General features: G+C 63.1%; 15 protein-coding genes. 3 read left to right on the forward strand and 12 right to left on the reverse strand.

Features of this window, described 5'->3' with window-relative positions:
* Window positions 1–59 precede the first annotated feature (59 nt).
* Both phoU and JG747_RS32325 read right to left on the reverse strand, forming a co-directional pair.
* A complete protein-coding gene (phoU, locus tag JG747_RS32320; protein WP_019863136.1) occupies window positions 60–785 on the reverse strand; it encodes a phosphate signaling complex protein PhoU in 726 nt (241 codons plus the stop codon).
* Between the two features lie 105 nt (window positions 786–890).
* The gene (locus JG747_RS32325) at window positions 891–2,159 is read right to left on the reverse strand and encodes an ATP-binding protein (protein ID WP_019863135.1); all 1,269 of its coding nucleotides are present in this window, start codon (window positions 2,157–2,159) and stop codon (window positions 891–893) included.
* 113 nt (window positions 2,160–2,272) lie between these two features.
* Between JG747_RS32325 and ppk2 the strand changes: the two genes are divergently transcribed.
* Complete coding sequence (gene ppk2 / locus JG747_RS32330) at window positions 2,273–3,181, forward strand: polyphosphate kinase 2 (protein WP_019863134.1); 909 nt, start codon at window positions 2,273–2,275, stop codon at window positions 3,179–3,181.
* 58 nt (window positions 3,182–3,239) lie between these two features.
* Here ppk2 and JG747_RS32335 read toward each other — a convergent pair whose 3' ends face one another.
* The 3 genes from JG747_RS32335 to JG747_RS32345 all read right to left on the reverse strand — a co-directional run bounded on the left by JG747_RS32335 (window position 3,240) and on the right by JG747_RS32345 (window position 5,469).
* The gene (locus tag JG747_RS32335; RefSeq protein WP_019863133.1) at window positions 3,240–4,004 is read right to left on the reverse strand and encodes an enoyl-CoA hydratase-related protein; all 765 of its coding nucleotides are present in this window, start codon (window positions 4,002–4,004) and stop codon (window positions 3,240–3,242) included.
* Window positions 4,001–4,639, reverse strand: coding sequence for an acyl-homoserine-lactone synthase (locus JG747_RS32340; protein ID WP_019863132.1), 639 nt, complete (start codon window positions 4,637–4,639; stop codon window positions 4,001–4,003). Before JG747_RS32340 ends, JG747_RS32335 begins: the two co-directional genes overlap by 4 nt.
* 98 nt (window positions 4,640–4,737) lie before the next feature.
* Entirely contained in the window at window positions 4,738–5,469 is a 732-nt protein-coding gene (locus tag JG747_RS32345) for a helix-turn-helix transcriptional regulator (RefSeq protein ID WP_019863131.1), read from the reverse strand.
* Between the two features lie 299 nt (window positions 5,470–5,768).
* On the opposite strand from JG747_RS32345, the gene JG747_RS32350 reads away from it, so the two are divergent.
* Complete coding sequence (locus JG747_RS32350) at window positions 5,769–6,581, forward strand: transporter substrate-binding domain-containing protein (protein WP_276315163.1); 813 nt, start codon at window positions 5,769–5,771, stop codon at window positions 6,579–6,581.
* A gap of 31 nt (window positions 6,582–6,612) precedes the next feature.
* On the opposite strand, the gene JG747_RS32355 is transcribed toward JG747_RS32350, so the two are convergent.
* On the reverse strand, window positions 6,613–7,026 hold the full coding sequence (locus JG747_RS32355) for a tellurite resistance TerB family protein (RefSeq protein WP_202360898.1): 414 nt from the start codon (window positions 7,024–7,026) through the stop codon (window positions 6,613–6,615).
* Between the two features lie 157 nt (window positions 7,027–7,183).
* Between JG747_RS32355 and JG747_RS32360 the strand changes: the two genes are divergently transcribed.
* Complete coding sequence (locus JG747_RS32360) at window positions 7,184–8,830, forward strand: lysine--tRNA ligase (protein WP_202360899.1); 1,647 nt, start codon at window positions 7,184–7,186, stop codon at window positions 8,828–8,830.
* Here JG747_RS32360 and JG747_RS32365 read toward each other — a convergent pair.
* From JG747_RS32365 to JG747_RS32390, 6 genes are all read right to left on the reverse strand, one after another.
* Window positions 8,796–9,656: a thermonuclease family protein gene (locus tag JG747_RS32365; RefSeq protein ID WP_394811821.1), complete on the reverse strand. Its 861-nt coding sequence runs from the start codon at window positions 9,654–9,656 to the stop codon at window positions 8,796–8,798. The two genes, JG747_RS32360 and JG747_RS32365, sit on opposite strands and share 35 nt — an antisense overlap.
* A 9-nt stretch (window positions 9,657–9,665) precedes the next feature.
* Window positions 9,666–10,304 carry a S24 family peptidase gene (locus JG747_RS32370; protein WP_019863126.1) on the reverse strand — a complete coding sequence of 213 codons (639 nt, stop codon included), beginning with the start codon at window positions 10,302–10,304 and terminating at the stop codon, window positions 9,666–9,668.
* Window positions 10,305–10,441: 137 nt separating this feature from the next.
* Entirely contained in the window at window positions 10,442–10,987 is a 546-nt protein-coding gene (locus JG747_RS32375; RefSeq protein ID WP_202360900.1) for a thioesterase family protein, read from the reverse strand.
* Window positions 10,988–10,996: 9 nt separating this feature from the next.
* Window positions 10,997–13,216, reverse strand: coding sequence for a 3-hydroxyacyl-CoA dehydrogenase NAD-binding domain-containing protein (locus JG747_RS32380; RefSeq protein ID WP_202360901.1), 2,220 nt, complete (start codon window positions 13,214–13,216; stop codon window positions 10,997–10,999).
* Window positions 13,217–13,229: 13 nt separating this feature from the next.
* On the reverse strand, window positions 13,230–14,438 hold the full coding sequence (locus tag JG747_RS32385; protein WP_202360902.1) for an acetyl-CoA C-acetyltransferase: 1,209 nt from the start codon (window positions 14,436–14,438) through the stop codon (window positions 13,230–13,232).
* Window positions 14,439–14,471: 33 nt separating this feature from the next.
* Complete coding sequence (locus JG747_RS32390) at window positions 14,472–15,641, reverse strand: acyl-CoA dehydrogenase family protein (protein WP_081296125.1); 1,170 nt, start codon at window positions 15,639–15,641, stop codon at window positions 14,472–14,474.
* Between the last annotated feature and the right edge of the window lie 14 nt (window positions 15,642–15,655).

Here is a 15,655-nt window from a genome sequence, read left to right on the forward strand (position 1 = left end):
GAAGCTTAACGCCGGGATAGTTTAGCGCAATATGATCTGGCGTTCGAGAGGATGAACGTTCATTTCGCCGGAAGCGGCGCCGAAAGGCTGATCTTGTCGGTCTTGTCGCCTTTCGGCCGCTCGGCCGGCATCTGGTCGCCGGTGACGATGTAATAGATGGTCTCGGCGATGTTGGTGGCATGATCGCCGATGCGCTCGATGTTCTTGGCGCAGAACAGAAGATGCGTGCAGGGCGTGATGTTGCGCGGATCTTCCATCATGTAGGTCAGCAATTCGCGAAACAGCGACGTGTACATGGCATCGATCTGATCGTCACGGTCGCGCACGAAGCTGATCTTGTCGACTGAGCGCGATGCGTAGACGTCGAGAACTTCCTTGAGCTGGGTCAGCGCCAAATTGGCCAGGGCCTCCAGGCCGCGAAACAGGCTGGTCGGCTGGCGGCCGTCGGTGACGGCGACCACCCGCTTGGCCACGTTCTTGCCGAGGTCGCCGACCCGTTCGAGGTCGGCCGAAATGCGGATGGCGCCGACGATCTCGCGCAGGTCCGTCGCCATCGGCTGGCGCTTGGCGATGATGATGATCGCCTTGTCGTCGATCTCGCGCTGCCCCTCATCCAGGACTGCATCGTCGTTGATGACCTTCTGGGCCAGCCCCGGATCGGCATTGACGAGAGCGGCGACGGCCTGTTCGACCATGCGCTCGGCATGACCGCCCATCGCCGCAATGCGCTTCGACAGATATTTCAGCTCCTCGTCAAAGGCGCTCATTATGTGCACGGACTGCATGGATGAAATGTCTTCCCACGGGTTCTTGAGTCGTTTCCTCGAATCCCCGCTGATACGCTAGCCGGATGACAGAAAAAAGAAACGGTTCCAGGGGAAACTAGGGCACTATCCGTGCGTCGGCAAATGAACCGAGAAGGCGGCGCCCTTACCGACCTCGGATTTGATCGTCAGCCTGGCATTGTGGCGCGTCAGGATGTGCTTGACGATGGACAGGCCAAGGCCGGTGCCTTTCTGGGTCCGGCTGGTCTCGACATCGATGCGATAGAAGCGCTCGGTGATGCGCGGAATGTGCTCCTCGGGAATGCCGGGACCGAAATCCCGGATGGTGACGTCGATGCCGGGTTCGGAACCGTCATCAGCGTGCGCGATCGACACCACCACACGGCCGCCGGACTGGCCGTATTTGCAGGCGTTTTCCAGAAGATTCTCGAAAACCTGGAACAACTCGTCGCGATCGCCCGGCACATTGAGGGGTCCCTTGGCGAAATCGCGCTCGATGACGACGCTGTTTTCGTGGGCAAGCGGGGCCAGCGAATCGATGACACTGTCGACGGTCTGGCGCAGGTCGACCTCTGTTCCGGGCTTCAGATAGGGCTTCATCTCCAGCCGGGACAGCGACAGCAGGTCATCGATCAGGCGTGCCATGCGGCCGGTCTGGTTCTGCATGATCTGCAGGAACTGCTCGCGCGCCGCCGGGTCGTTGCGGGCCGGTCCGCGCAATGTTTCGATGAAACCAGCGATCGAGGCGAGCGGGGTGCGCAATTCGTGGCTGGCATTGGCGATGAAATCGGCGCGCATGCGGTCGATCCTGCGCGTTTCGCTCTGGTCCTTGAACACCAGCACATAGAGGTCGGTGCCGTGCCCGACCGACGACGCGCTGACCCGGTAGGCCCGTTCGACCGGCAGCTTTTCGGTATAGTCGACGACATCGGAGGCGATCGTGCCCGACAGCACGCTGTCGAGCAGGGTCTGCATTTCCGGCGCCCGGAATTTCAGCGGCAGCGACAGGCCCGGTGCGATGCCGCCAAAAGCGGCAAAGGCGGCGGCGTTGGCATGGACGATGGCGGCCGAGCGGTCGAAGATGATCAGCGGATCGGCGACGGCGGCCGCCAGATATTCGCCCGACAGGCGCTGCAGGCCGATCGCCTCGATCGCGGTGGCATTCTCGCCGGAATGGCGCAGGCCGGTGGCCGGCAACAGCGCGGCAGCCAGCAGCAGAAGCAGGGCCGGCACCAGCACGTAGGCAGAGATCCCCGCGAAGGCAAAAGCGACTAGGATACCGATAACGCCAGCGACGAGCAGCCAGCGACTGTTCCACAGCCGGATGGCCATGGCTTGCGCCACACTTGCCTGCTCTGCGCTTTGCTCAGCCATCCCCGGGTCCTATAGCCCTCTCGGGCGCTGTCCGGCCGTATGGCAACTTCCTGCTAGACCGGCATGGAGGCTCCCAATAGCATGAGTCCGTAAGCTGGAAAGGGTTCGTCTCGATGAAAAAGGCCAAGGAAAATCCCGCAACGCCGACGTCAGGTCCGCTGAAGATCAGGATCGGGGGCAAGGAGCGGGAGTTCGACATCGAGAATCCCGAGCTCCCGGACTGGGTCGAGGACCACAAGCTGACCGCGGGCGGCTACCCCTACGACAAGAAGATGAACAGCGACGACTATAACGAGACGCTCGAGAAATTGCAGATCGAGCTGGTGAAGGCGCAGGCATGGCTGCAGGCGACCGGCAAGCGGGTGATGGCGCTGTTCGAGGGCCGCGACGCCGCCGGCAAGGGCGGCACGATCTTCGTGGTGCACCAGTATCTCAACCCGCGCACGGCGCGCAACGTGGCGCTGACCAAGCCGACCCCGCCCGAGCTGGGACAATGGTACTACCAGCGTTATGTCGACCATTTCCCGACGTCGGGCGAATTCGTCACCTTCGACCGCTCCTGGTACAACCGCGCCGGCGTCGAGCCGGTGATGGGCTTCTGCACGCCCGAACAGCACGAAAAGTTTCTCGACGAGACGCCGCATTTCGAACGGATGATCGTCAACGACGACATCCATTTCTTCAAATTCTGGCTGAACATCGGTCGGGAAACGCAGCTCGAGCGTTTTCACGATCGCCGCTACAGCCCGCTGAAGAGCTGGAAGTTCTCGCCGATCGATGTCGCCGGCATCACCAAATGGGACGATTACACCAAGGCGCGCGACACCATGTTCGAGCGCACCCACAAGGCGTTCGCGCCATGGATCATCGTGCGGGCCAATGACAAGCGCCGCGCGCGGCTGGCGGTGATGCGGCGCATCCTGTTGTCGGTACCCTATGAGGGGCGTGATCTCGATATCATCGGCAAGGAAGACAAGAAGATCATCGGCGAAGGGCCGTCATTCCTCGGCAAGGAAGGCTAGGCCTTCTCGCGCCGCGCGGCCACCAGGCAGCGCGGCGCGTGGTTCTTGACGTGGTGGCTCAGGCCGCGAGCCGGGCGATCCGCTGCAGGCGCCGCAGCGTGGTGTCGTCCTGCAACGCCTGCTGGAACAGCGATATCTCCTGGTCGATGCGGTCGCACAGCGCGCCGGTATTGCCCTTGAGCAGGCCGCGGGTCTGCAGCAGGGCGGCGACCGGCTTCTTGGCGAGCTGCCTGGCGCGGCCGAGTGTCGCCTCCTCCACGCCGTCATGCACGATCTCGGCGACGAGGCCGAGTGCCCTGGCGTCCTCGGCGTGGAGCGTGTCGCCGAGGCAGAAGAAGCGGAAGGCGCCGGCATAGCCGAGCTTCTGCGGCGCCAGGATGCTGGTCGCCGCATCCGGCACAAGGCCGAAATCGACGAACGGCACCCTGAACGTGCTTTCATTCGAGGCGATCACCATGTCGCAGTGGAACAGGATGGTGCAGCCGACACCGACGGCATCGCCGTCGACGCAAGCGAGGATGGGCTTGGGGAATGTCGCCAGCGTGCGGAACATGTCGGTGACGGCGGCGATCAGCTTCTGGTGCTTGGTGGCGTCGAGGAATTCTGAAAAGTCGCCGCCGAGGCAGAAGCAGCCTGCCAGGCCACGCAGCACGACAACACGGACCTCGTCATTGTCGGCGGCTTCATGGAACGTCCTGGCAAGGCTTTCATAGGCCCTCCTGTCCAGCACCGGCCGGCCATCATTCGACGACACAGTGACGATCAGCGTGTGGTTGCGCAGTTCCGGTTGCGGGTGCGGGTTCATGGCGGTCTCCGACCTCATGACGCCCTCCTTTGGCCGAACATGTCGGGATATCCCCGGGCCAGGACGGGAGCGTGGTGGTTGCGGCGCGAACGCACAACGTCCAGCGTGTGCTCATTGAAGGAGAGCAGGGTCGCCACGACCTGCTGATTGCCGTAGGTGCGCTGATAGCCCAGCGGCGTCGCCAGGAAATGCAGCTGCAAGGCGCGCAGCACCCACATCGGCTCGAACTCGATGATCACCTTGTCGACACCGCGCTTCAGCCCCCACTCGACGAAGCCGGCGATCAATTCGGTACCAACGGTCGAGACGCCGCGACGGCCATCGCGAAAGCCGGGAGCCACCGCATAGCGGGTCAATTCCCAGATGTCGGGGCCCGATGGCGGCGTTCCTTCGGAAAGGTCGGTCAAGACCTCGGTCAGCAGATGGGGCCGCGTGGTCGGCAACATCCGCTGATAGCCCGCGACTTCGTTGCCTCTGATGACGATCTGATGCACCGCCTCGTCATGGTCGAACTGGTCGACCTCGAATCCGTCCGGGCGCCGCAGGTCCTCCCACCCCATTTCCTCGACAAATATCTGGTAGCGCAGGCGATGGACGGCCTCCCAAAGGTCGGGACGTTCCATCAATTCTTGAGTTGTAAGACAAAAAAGCATGCCGTCGTCTCCTGGGTTTAAGAGGAAGATACGGCCGTGCTTCAACGAGAAAATTGCGTGATCACGTAGGCAAGAAATTCCAGGTCGGCACGGCCGACCTAGCTAATGTAGCCGCGCCTTATCGCTTCGGCGACCGCCTGGACCCGGTTGACGGCACCGAGTTTGCTTTTGGCGTTAAGAAGATGTTTCTCCGACGTGTGTTCGGAGATGCCGAGGATTTGCGAAATCTCCCATTCCGACTTGCCGACGGCGGCCCATTGCAGGCATTCGCGCTCGCGCGGGGTCAGTTCGATATGGTCGATGGTACTGGTCGCCATGGTGTGGATTTGCATGGCGCGGCCGACGGCATAGGTCGAGACCAGCGACACAAGGCCGAACTCGGCACCCGACAGCTGCACGGCCTCGCCACCCAGCGACACCATGACGATCTGGCCATCGAGTGTGATCAGCGGGAAGGCCAGCCCGTCGCGCAACTTGAAGGCGCCGGCATCGCCCATCACCTCATCGCTGCTCTTGTCGAAGCTAATGCCCTGGGCGGCTTCGCGCCACTGGAACGGCGCCTGCAGCTGCTTCATGTGGCTGACCACGGGATCGTGGTCGACATAGTTGCGCGCCACGTAGCGCTCCAGCCATTCGACGGGCCAGTCGCAAAGCAGCACATGTTGCTTCTGCTGCCCGCTCGGCGTGCCTGGCTGCGGAACGGTTCCCGCCATCAGCGCGGTCAGACCGAAATCCGATGTAATGCCCAGCAATTTCTCGCAAACCGCCGCCGCCGTTCCGGCGTGTTGCAGTTGGTCTATGTATTCCAGCGTACGATCAAATTGACCCATCGCAACATCAACCCCATGTTGCCTCATGCATTGAGATCAATGGTCCATGCGTTGTCTGCATTTCGCCACCGACCACGGATTGCAACACGCACATTCTCGGTTGTGGTTCTCGACCCTAATTCCCCAACCAGGGCAGCCACCGCTGTTTGCAAACGTGCTAAAGCATAGCCTGAAATTGGCGCGTTGAAATCAAAAACCATTGTGCCTGTACCATTTTCGTACCAAAACCGGTGCGAACACGAGTGCGGCGGAGTTCTATCGTGGCGTTCCAATGGAGGTTCCTGGTCCTGGCGTCGCTGCTGATCGCCGCCCTGCCACTGGCTCCTGGGGCGCGCGCGGCCGAACCGCAGGTACCAGTGTTGTGGGACGCCAAGGAACGGTTGCCGAAGCCCGACCTTTCGGCACTGCCACGGCTGCGATTCCTGACGACCACGGATTTTCCGCCCTTCAATTTCCTCGATGGCGCGGGAAAGCTGTCCGGTTTCCATATCGACCTGGCGCGCGCCATCTGCGCCGAACTCGGCATTGCCGACAAATGCCAGATCCAGGCATTGCCCTGGGGTGAGCTTGAAGGGGCGCTCGAGAAAGGCGAAGGCGAAGCGATCATCGCCGGCATCGCTGCGACGCCGCAATCGCGCCAGACATACGCCTTCTCGCGCTCCTACCTCCAGTTTCCGGCGCGCTTCATCACGCCGAAGAACAAGGCGTTTGCCGAACCGGTCTTCGACAAGCTGCGCAGCAAGCGCGTCGGCGTTCTCGCCGGCTCGGCGCATGAGCGCATGCTGCGCGACTATTTCAACACGGTCCAAATCGTCTCCTTCGACGGACCGGAAGCCCTCTACGGCGATCTCAAGGCGGGCAAGATCGATGCCGCCTTCGGTGACGGCATGCGTTTCGCATTCTGGCTGGGCGGCTCGGATGCAGGCGGGTGCTGCCGCTTTGCCGGCGGTCCCTATCTGGCGCCCGAATATCTGGGCACGGGCATGGCTATCGCCACAAGGGCGGACAATCCGGCGCTGGCCGCCGCGATCGATTACGCGCTGCAGGAGATCTCGATGAAAGGCACCTTCGCCGAATTCTACCTGCGCTATTTTCCGGTCAGTTTTTTCTGATCCGGTCCCGGTCAGCTTTTTCTAGTGATGCTCAGGTCAGCGTGCGCAGCCGCGCCTTAGCCGCGCGGCCGATGGCGGCGACGGTCAGCGTGTCGAGATCGAGCTTGCGGCGGATCAACTGCAGCAGGCGCACTTCCTCCATGCGCATTTCGAGATCGACGGCGGCCACTTCGAAGGCGGCGGCATACGCGGTGTCGCGCAGGCGCTCTGGCAGGGCTTCGGCAATTTGGGCCAGGACACCCTCGAGGCCATCCTTTTCATGCAGCAGCTTCTGGCAAGCCTGGGCGACGGGAACCAGGCGGTCCTGCTTGAAATCCTCGAACACCGGCCATGAGCGGACAACGTCGCCGATCCGGGCCAGTTCGACATCGGTCATGTCGCGGTCGGAGGCCGAGGTGATGACCATCAGGTAGATCAGGGCTTCATGCGGGGTCGGCGACGGCATTCTTTACTCCTTGAACGGGTTTCGAAGGTAGGAACGGGGGTCGAAGGTCGCAAGGAAAAAGCGCCCAACGCGTTGACGCTCCGGCCATGCGCGCCTAGAGGACCGGTTGAAAATCGACACTGCGACCATACCGGCGAACAATTTGGAAAACACGACCATGGCGGGATCAAATATAATCGATCTCAACCCCGAACTGCTGGCGGCAGCGGCCGAGAGCAAGGCATGGCCGTTCGAGGAAGCCAAGAAGATCATCGAGCGCTACAAAGGCAGCGACTTTCCCGAAACGATCCTGTTCGAGACCGGCTATGGCCCATCGGGCCTTCCGCATATCGGCACGTTCGGCGAGGTGGCGCGCACCTCGATGGTGCGCCATGCGTTCCGCGTGCTCACGCAGGACAGGGTCGCCACCAAGCTGCTGTGCTTCTCCGACGATATGGATGGGATGCGCAAGATACCCGACAACGTGCCGGATCGCGCGGCACTCGAGCCGCATCTGCACAAGCCGCTGTCTTCGGTCCCCAATCCGTTCGGCGGCGACTATGCGAGCTTCGCCCACCACAACAATGCGATGCTCTGCCGCTTCCTCGACACGTTCGGCTTCGACTACGAATTCGCCAGCGCGACGCAGTACTACAAGTCAGGCCGTTTCGACGCGATGCTGCTGCGCGCCGCCGAACGCTACGACAAGATCATGGCGGTGATGCTGCCGACGCTCGGGCCGGAGCGGCAGGCGACCTACAGCCCGTTCCTGCCAATTTCCCCAAAGAGCGGCCGCGTGCTTTACGTGCCGATGAAGCATGTCGACGCCAAGGCCGGCACCATCACCTTCGACGACGAAGGCACCGAGACCACGCTTTCGATCACCGGCGGCCGGGTGAAGCTGCAGTGGAAGCCGGATTTCGGCATGCGCTGGGCAGCGCTTGGCGTCGATTTCGAGATGTTCGGCAAGGACCACCAGACCAACGCGGTGGTCTATGACCGCATCTGCAACATTCTGGGCGGGCGCGCGCCGGAGCATTTCGTCTACGAGCTGTTCCTCGACGAAAATGGCCAGAAGATCTCGAAGTCGAAGGGCAACGGCCTGACGATCGACGAGTGGCTGACCTATGCGCCGACCGAAAGTCTCGGGCTCTACATGTACCAGCGGCCGCGGCAGGCCAAGAAGCTCTATTTCGACGTCATTCCGAGGGCGGTGGACGAGTATTACACCTTCCTGGGCGCCTACCCCAGGCAGGACTGGAAGGAGCGGCTGGGCAATCCTGTCTGGCACATGCATGACGGCAACCCGCCAGCAATCGACATGCCGGTGCCGTTCTCGCTGCTGCTCAACCTGGTCAGCGCCTCCAATGCGCAGAACAAGGACGTGCTGTGGGGCTTTATCTCGCGCCATACGCAGGGCGTGACGCCAAAGACGCATCCCGAGCTCGACCAACTGGTCGGCCACGCGATCCGCTATTTCGACGATTTCGTGCGGCCGACGAAGACCTTCCGTGCGGCCGACGAGGTTGAGCGCGAGGCGCTTGAGGCCCTGGACGCGGCACTTGGTGCATTGCCGGCGGATGCCGGCGGCGAAGCGATCCAGAACGCTTCGCTCAACGTGGCGCGCAAGATCGAGCGCTATCAGGATCATTCCAAGCAGAGCCCGGAGGGTGGCCCGGGCGTTTCGGGCGCCTTCTTCCAGATGATCTATCAGGTGCTTATCGGCCAGGAACGCGGCCCGCGCTTCGGCTCGTTCGCCGCGCTCTACGGCGTCGCCGAGACCCGCGCGCTCATTCAGCAGGCGCTGGCTGGTCAGCTGGCTTGAGGGCGCCGTCGACCTCTTCCAGGATCGAACCCGGCGCCTGAGGCGCCGGGGCTGGCGCGGGCGGCACCGCCGAGATGCCGGCTAGGTTCGGCGCCGATCCGAAAATGCCCTTCTTTGCGCTTTGCGCCTTTTCACCGGCCTCGACATAGGGTCCGCCCTTGGCGGCACGCGCCCAGCCATTGTCGACCAGCCATTGGCCGACGTCCTGCTTGCCGATCCGGCATTCCGCCGCAATGCGGTCGCGTCCGCCTTCAGGCGGCACCGTGCAGACCACGGCGCGGCCGCGCAGGAAGGAGCGGAACGCCGTGCGCGCACGGATACCGCACGGCCATGACTTGCCGTCGGTGGTGCAGGTCTCGTCCTGCCCGACGACATCGATGCCGGAGATCGCGACCGAATAGCCTTTCGCCTCGATCAGGCCGGCGGCGGTCGCGACCGGCTGGAACAGCTTCGTGCCATTCCAGTCATCGGGCATCTTCGGCTTGGGCGGCATGGCCAGCGCCAGCTTGCTCAGAGGCTCGCGCGGCTCGACCCGCTCAAGTTCCCCGGTGGGCAGTTCCGGCGGCGCGACGACATCTGGATCGATCGCCCGCGAATGCGCCGCCGGCTTTGGCGGCGGCGGAGCGGCGGGCGCGGGAATGGCTGAGGTGGCTGGTTCGTCAGACCCGGCATCGGTGCCGGCCTGAGAGATCGTGTCCACGCCGGGATCGATCTGATCCACCGCGACGGTGCTTTGGCTTCCTTTCAGCGTGCGGCCGCCGGCGACAACCAGGGCCGCCATCACCGGGACCATCAGAACCGCCACAATGAGATGAGGAAACCGCACCAGCCCGACCTACTGGCTTGCCCAGACAATCCGCGCCACCCATTCGACCTCGCGCATGGGAATGTCGCGGTCGGGATGATCGGGATTGAGTGAGACCAGCGCGATCGACTTGACGGTCTGGCGCTCGAGTACCTTGGCCATCACCTCGCCCGATGTGGTCTTGACGACGACGCGATCGCCCTTGCGGGTGATAGCGCCCGGCTCGACGATGAGGACGTCGCCATTGCGATAGAGCGGCAGCATGGAATCGCCCTGCACCTGCAGCGCATAGGAGCTCTCGGTCGATTGCGCCGGCAGTTCGACCAGATCCCAGCCCTGCCCGGCCGGAAAGCCGGCATCGTCGAAGAAGCCGCCGGCGCCGGCCTGGGCAAAGCCGAGCAGCGGCACGGAACGCCTGTGGGCGGGCGCGGCGGCCATGCGGCCTTCGATCAGCCCGGTGAATTCGTCGAGCGAGGCACCCGTCGCCTCGATGATCTTGGCCAGTGATTCGGTCGAGGGCCAGCGCGGCCGGCCATCCGAGGACAGACGTTTCGACTTGTTGAAGGCGGTCGAATCGAGGCCCGCGCGCCTTGCCAGACCTGACGCCGAAAGCGAATAGCGCTCGGCAAGAGCATCGATGGCGGCCCAAACGCGGTCGTGCGAGAGCATGTCGTGCTCTCCTTCCAGACAGGAAAAAATGCCTCTCCTGTCTAACTCGCAACCGCCGGCATGTCCACCGCGCAGGCGACGGATCACGAACAAAACTGTGCCGCAACGACAGTGCCGCACACTCTCCGGACGCGGCTTCAGGCGGGTCCTTTGGCCTGGCGGCGCAGGGCTTGGTGAGATTCCATGAACAGCCGCTCCGCCTCGGTCGGCGGACGCGGGTTCACCGAGGGACCAAGCGCGGCGACGACCTCGTCGATATCGAGAAAGCGGCGCGCCTTGCGATCGTAGACGCCTGCGGTCGTCAGGATCAAGGCAGCCGTCTCGCCATTGTCGAAGACGAAACGGTGCTTGCCGATGACCTGTCTGCCTTCCCAGGTTTCGATGGAAGACACCACTTCGAAGCGGCGCCACAGCCTGATCTCGCGTGCGTAGACCGCCTGCAGCCCGCCCATCATAGGCGCCCAGCCATTCTTGCGCGCCAGCGTGATCAGGCCGGCACGGACGAACAGGTCGATCCGGCCGAGATCGGCCAGCATCATGTAGCGCGCATTGTTGAGGTGGACGTTGAAATCAATGTCGGTCGGCAGGCAGCGAAAGGCCAGGCGGCTTTCATCGCCCATCATATAGGGGCCACGGCTTCGCGCCGTGGCCAGCATGCGCGCCATGCGCGCCCAGACATACATGACCTGCCGTCAGGCGGCCTGTTTCACGTCGCCCTTGGCGTAGGGATCGAAGCGCTGGTAGAAGGTTTCGCCCTTTTCGGCCATGTCGAGTAGCAGCTTGGGCGCCTTGAACTCGGCGCCGTATTTCTTCTGCAATCCCTTGGCGATCTTGACGAATTCCTTGGCGCCGATGCCGTCGATATAGGACAGCGCGCCGCCTGTGTAGGGCGCGAAGCCGAAGGCCAGGATCGAGCCGACATCGGCCTCGCGCGGATCGGTGACGATGCCTTCCTCCATCACCCGCGCCGCTTCCAGCGCGATGGTGACCAACAGGCGCTGCTGCAGTTCCTCGTAATCGACCTTCTCGGGCGCAAGCTGCGGATAGAGGTCCTTCAGTCCCGGCCACAGCTTCTTCTTGGCGGGCTTGGCGGGATAGTCATAAAAACCCTTGCCGTTCTTGCGGCCGAAGCGGCCATGGTCGTCGACCATGGTGTTGATCAGCGCCATCTGCTTGGGATCGACGGCCTTGTCGCCGAGATCCCTGATGGTCTGCTTCATGATCTTCTGGGCGAGGTCGATCGCCGTCTCGTCGGTCAGCGCCAGGGGACCGACCGGCATGCCGGCGGCCTTCGCCGCATTCTCGATCATCGGCGCGGGCACGCCCTCGATCAGCATCTTGTAGGCTTCCGACATGTAGCGCAGCACGCAGCGGTTGACGTAGAAGCCGCGCGTGTCGTTGACGACGATCGGCGTCTTCTTGATGGCGCGGACGAAATCGATCGCGGTCGCCAGCGCCTTGTCGCCGGTCTTCTTGCCCAAAATGATCTCGACCAGCATCATCTTGTCGACCGGCGAGAAGAAGTGGATGCCGACGAAATTCTTCGGCCGGGCCGAATTCTTCGCCAGCGACGTGATCGGAATGGTCGAGGTGTTCGACGCGAAGATCGCGGACGACTTCAGCGCGGCTTCCGCCTGTTCGGTGGCTGCCTTCTTGACGGCCGAATCCTCGAACACCGCCTCGACCACCAAGTCGCAGCCGGCAAGATCGGCATAGTCGGCTGTCGGCGTGATCAGCGACAGGAGCTTGTCCTTCTCCTCCGGCTTGGCGCGGCCCTTCTTGACCTGATCCGAGACCAGGCTGTCTGAATGCGCCTTGCCCTTTTCGGCCGACTCCATGTCGCGGTCGAGCAGCACCACCGGGATGCCGGCCTTGGCCGTGACATAGGCGATACCGGCGCCCATGAAGCCGGCGCCGAGAATGCCGATCTTCTTGAATTTGGTTTCCGGCACGCCGGCCGGGCGGCGGGCGCCCTTGTTCAGTTCCTGCAGCGAGACGAACAGCGAGCGGATCATCGCCGCCGCTTCCCTGGTCTGCATGATCTCGATGAAATAGCGCTGTTCGATCCTGAGCGCGGTGTCGAACGGCACCAGCAGGCCCTCATAGACGCATTTCAGGATGGCGGCGGCGGCCGGATAATTGCCATAGGTCTCGCGACGCAGGATGGCGATAGCCGGCGGCCAGAGATTGAAGCCGGTCGGCGAATAGATCTGACCGCCAGGCAGCTTGAAACCCTTCTCGTCCCAGGGCTGGACGGCTTTCAGTCCGTTCCTGATCATGGCCTTTGCCGTCTCGACCAGCTTGGCCGGCTCGGCGATCTCGTGGATAAGGCCCATGGCCTTCGCCTTCTGCGGCGACAGATTCTGGCCGGAGGTCAGCATCTGCAGCGCCTGCTGCTGATCGGTCAGCCGCGGCACGCGCTGGGTGCCGCCGGCGCCGGGGAAGATGCCGACCTTGACCTCCGGCAAGGCCATCTTGACCTTGTCTGAATCAGCGGCGACGCGACCGTGGCAGGCCAGCGACAATTCGAAGGCGCCACCCATGCAGGTGCCGTTGATCGCCGATACCCAGGGTTTGCCTGATGTTTCGAGCTTGCGCCACAGGCCGCCCATACGGCCGGCATTGTCGAACAGCAGCTTTGCCGCCTTCTGCGGGTCCTTGGTCTTTTCCCTGGCGAACACGGCAAGCATCTTCTGCAACATGGTGAGATCAGCGCCGCCGGAGAAGCTGTCCTTGCCCGAGGTGATCACCGCACCCTTGATGCCGGCGTCGGCCACCACCTGGTCGATGATCTTGTCGAGTTCGCCCATCACCTCCTCGGTGAACACGTTCATCGAGCGATCCGGCATGTTCCAGGTGACGAGCGCAATGCCGTCGGCGTCGGTGTCGAGGGTGAAATTGATGTAGCTCATTGTTCTCTCCCCGTCAGACGCGTTCGATGATCGTAGCGGTGCCCATGCCGGCGCCGATGCACAGCGTGACCAGCGCGGTGTTCAGATCGCGGCGCTCGAGTTCGTCCAGCACCGTGCCGAAGATCATCGCGCCGGTGGCGCCGAGCGGATGGCCCATGGCGATGGCGCCGCCATTGACGTTGATCTTGTCGTGCGGGATGTCGAAGGCCTGCATGTAGCGCAGCACGACCGAGGCGAAGGCCTCGTTGAGCTCGAACAGGTCGATGTCCGACAGCTTCATCTTGGCGCGCTTCAGGAGCTTCTCGGTAACGTCGACCGGGCCGGTGAGCATCAGCACCGGCTCGGAGCCGATATTGGCGAAGGTGCGGATGCGGGCGCGGGGCTTGAGGCCCATGGCCTTGCCGGCCTTCTTCGAGCCGAGCAGCACGGCCGCCGCGCCATCGACGATGCCGGACGAATTGCCGGCGTGATGGACGTGGTTGACCTCTTCCACCTCGGGGTGCTTCTGCACCGCGACCGCGTCGAAGCCGCCCATTTCGCCGGGCATGACGAAGGATGGGTTGAGCGATGCCAGCGACTGCATGTCGGTCGAAGGCCGCATGTGCTCGTCATGGTCGAGTATGGTCAGGCCGTTCTGATCCCTGATCGGAATGACCGAATTCTTGAAGCGGCCGTCGGCCCAGGATTTGGCGGCGCGCTTCTGGCTCTCGACCGCATAGGCGTCGACGTCGTCGCGTGAGAAACCGTATTTGGTGGCGATCAGGTCGGCCGAAATGCCTTGCGGCACGAACCAGCCAGGCAGGCCGACCGAAGGGTCCATGAACCAGGCACCGCCGGAGGCACCCATGCCGACGCGCGACATTGATTCGACGCCACCGGCGATGACGATCTCGTCGGCGCCCTGCGCGATCTTGGCGGCGCCGAAATTGATGGCGTCGAGACCCGAGGCGCAGAAGCGCGAGATCTGCATTCCGGGCGCCTTGGTGTCGTAGCCGGCCTCGAAGGCGGCGGCGCGTGGAATGACCGAACCCGCCTCGCCGACCGGATCGACGCAGCCGAAGATGATGTCGTCGACGGTGCCGGTGTCCAGCCCGTTGCGGTCGCGCAGCGCTTCCAGCGTCCTTGCGGCAAGCCGCACCGCCGGCACTTCATGCAGCGATCCATCCTTCTTGCCCTTGCCGCGCGGCGTGCGCACGGCGTCGTAGACGTAAGCCTCAGCCATTTTCGTGCTCCTTGGGTTTGCCGGTCGCCGCTCTCAGAGCGAGCGGCCGATCAGCAATTTCATGATCTCGTTGGTGCCGCCGTAGATGCGCTGGACGCGAGCGTCGCGGAACATGCGGGCGATCGGATATTCATTCATGTAGCCATAGCCGCCGTGCAGTTGAAGGCATTCGTCGACGACTTTTCCCTGCAGGTCGCTGAGCCAGTACTTGGACATCGAGGCCGTTACCGGGTCGAGGCCGCCATTGATGTGGCGCGTGACGCAGTCATTGTAGAAGACGCGGCCGATGGTCGCCTCGGTCTTGAGCTCGGCCAGTTTGAACTGGGTGTTCTGGAAATCGATGATCGCCTTGCCGAAAGCCTTGCGCTCCTTGACGTAGTCGATGGTCAGCGCCAGCGCGCGCTCGATCATGGCGATGGCGCCGGTGCCGATCTGCAGCCGCTCCTGCGGCAATTGCTGCATCAGCTGGATGAAGCCCTGCCCTTCCTCGTGGCCGAGCAAATTCGAGGTCGGGACGCGCACGTCGTTGAAGAACAGTTCCGACGTATCGTTGGCCTTCAGGCCAATCTTGTCGAGGTTGCGGCCGCGCTCAAAACCTTCGACCTCGTCGGTCTCGACGATAATCAGCGAGGTGCCCTTGGCGCCCTTTTCCGGATCGGTCTTGGTGACGACGATGATGAAGTTGGCCAGCTGGCCGTTGGTGATGAAGGTCTTGGACCCATTGATCCTGTACTGGTTGCCGTCCTTCTCGGCCCGCGTCTTGACGCCTTGCAGGTCGGAACCGGCGCCCGGTTCGGTCATGGCGATGGCGCCGATGAGCTCGCCGGTGGCGAGCTTCGGCAGCCACTTCTTCTTCTGCTCTTGCGAACCGTAGTGAAGGATGTAAGGCGCGACGATCGAATTGTGCAGGCCGATGCCAAAACCGTCGACACCGACATGGCCGATGGCCTCGATGATGGCGCTCTCATGCGCGAAGGTGCCGCCGGAGCCGCCATATTCCTCCGGCATCGAGGCGCAGAGCAGCCCAGCGGCGCCGGCCTTCAGCCAGCTTTCGCGGTCGACCATCTCGTTCTTCTCGAACTCGTCGTAGCGCGGCGCGATCTCCTCCGACATGAAGCGGGTTGCCATGTCGTAGAGCATGCCGACCTCGTCCGCCGCCCAGGCGGGCTTGGGAAGGCCAAGTATTTCGGCGGGACTGGTCATTTGGATATGGTACT

Source organism: Mesorhizobium sp. 131-3-5 (assembly GCF_016756575.1).
Taxonomy (GTDB): domain Bacteria; phylum Pseudomonadota; class Alphaproteobacteria; order Rhizobiales; family Rhizobiaceae; genus Mesorhizobium; species Mesorhizobium jarvisii.

What these genes read in the sequence shown, in the direction of transcription:
- phoU (WP_019863136.1), bottom strand. Translation starts at nt 785, where the DNA reads ATGCAGTCCGTGCACATAATGAGCGCCTTTGACGAGGAGCTGAAATAT.
- JG747_RS32325 (WP_019863135.1), bottom strand. Translation starts at nt 2,159, where the DNA reads ATGGCTGAGCAAAGCGCAGAGCAGGCAAGTGTGGCGCAAGCCATGGCC.
- ppk2 (WP_019863134.1), top strand. Translation starts at nt 2,273, where the DNA reads ATGAAAAAGGCCAAGGAAAATCCCGCAACGCCGACGTCAGGTCCGCTG.
- JG747_RS32335 (WP_019863133.1), bottom strand. Translation starts at nt 4,004, where the DNA reads ATGAGGTCGGAGACCGCCATGAACCCGCACCCGCAACCGGAACTGCGC.
- JG747_RS32340 (WP_019863132.1), bottom strand. Translation starts at nt 4,639, where the DNA reads ATGCTTTTTTGTCTTACAACTCAAGAATTGATGGAACGTCCCGACCTT.
- JG747_RS32345 (WP_019863131.1), bottom strand. Translation starts at nt 5,469, where the DNA reads ATGGGTCAATTTGATCGTACGCTGGAATACATAGACCAACTGCAACAC.
- JG747_RS32355 (WP_202360898.1), bottom strand. Translation starts at nt 7,026, where the DNA reads ATGCCGTCGCCGACCCCGCATGAAGCCCTGATCTACCTGATGGTCATC.
- JG747_RS32360 (WP_202360899.1), top strand. Translation starts at nt 7,184, where the DNA reads ATGGCGGGATCAAATATAATCGATCTCAACCCCGAACTGCTGGCGGCA.
- JG747_RS32370 (WP_019863126.1), bottom strand. Translation starts at nt 10,304, where the DNA reads ATGCTCTCGCACGACCGCGTTTGGGCCGCCATCGATGCTCTTGCCGAG.
- JG747_RS32375 (WP_202360900.1), bottom strand. Translation starts at nt 10,987, where the DNA reads ATGTATGTCTGGGCGCGCATGGCGCGCATGCTGGCCACGGCGCGAAGC.
- JG747_RS32380 (WP_202360901.1), bottom strand. Translation starts at nt 13,216, where the DNA reads ATGAGCTACATCAATTTCACCCTCGACACCGACGCCGACGGCATTGCG.
- JG747_RS32385 (WP_202360902.1), bottom strand. Translation starts at nt 14,438, where the DNA reads ATGGCTGAGGCTTACGTCTACGACGCCGTGCGCACGCCGCGCGGCAAG.
- JG747_RS32390 (WP_081296125.1), bottom strand. Translation starts at nt 15,641, where the DNA reads ATGACCAGTCCCGCCGAAATACTTGGCCTTCCCAAGCCCGCCTGGGCG.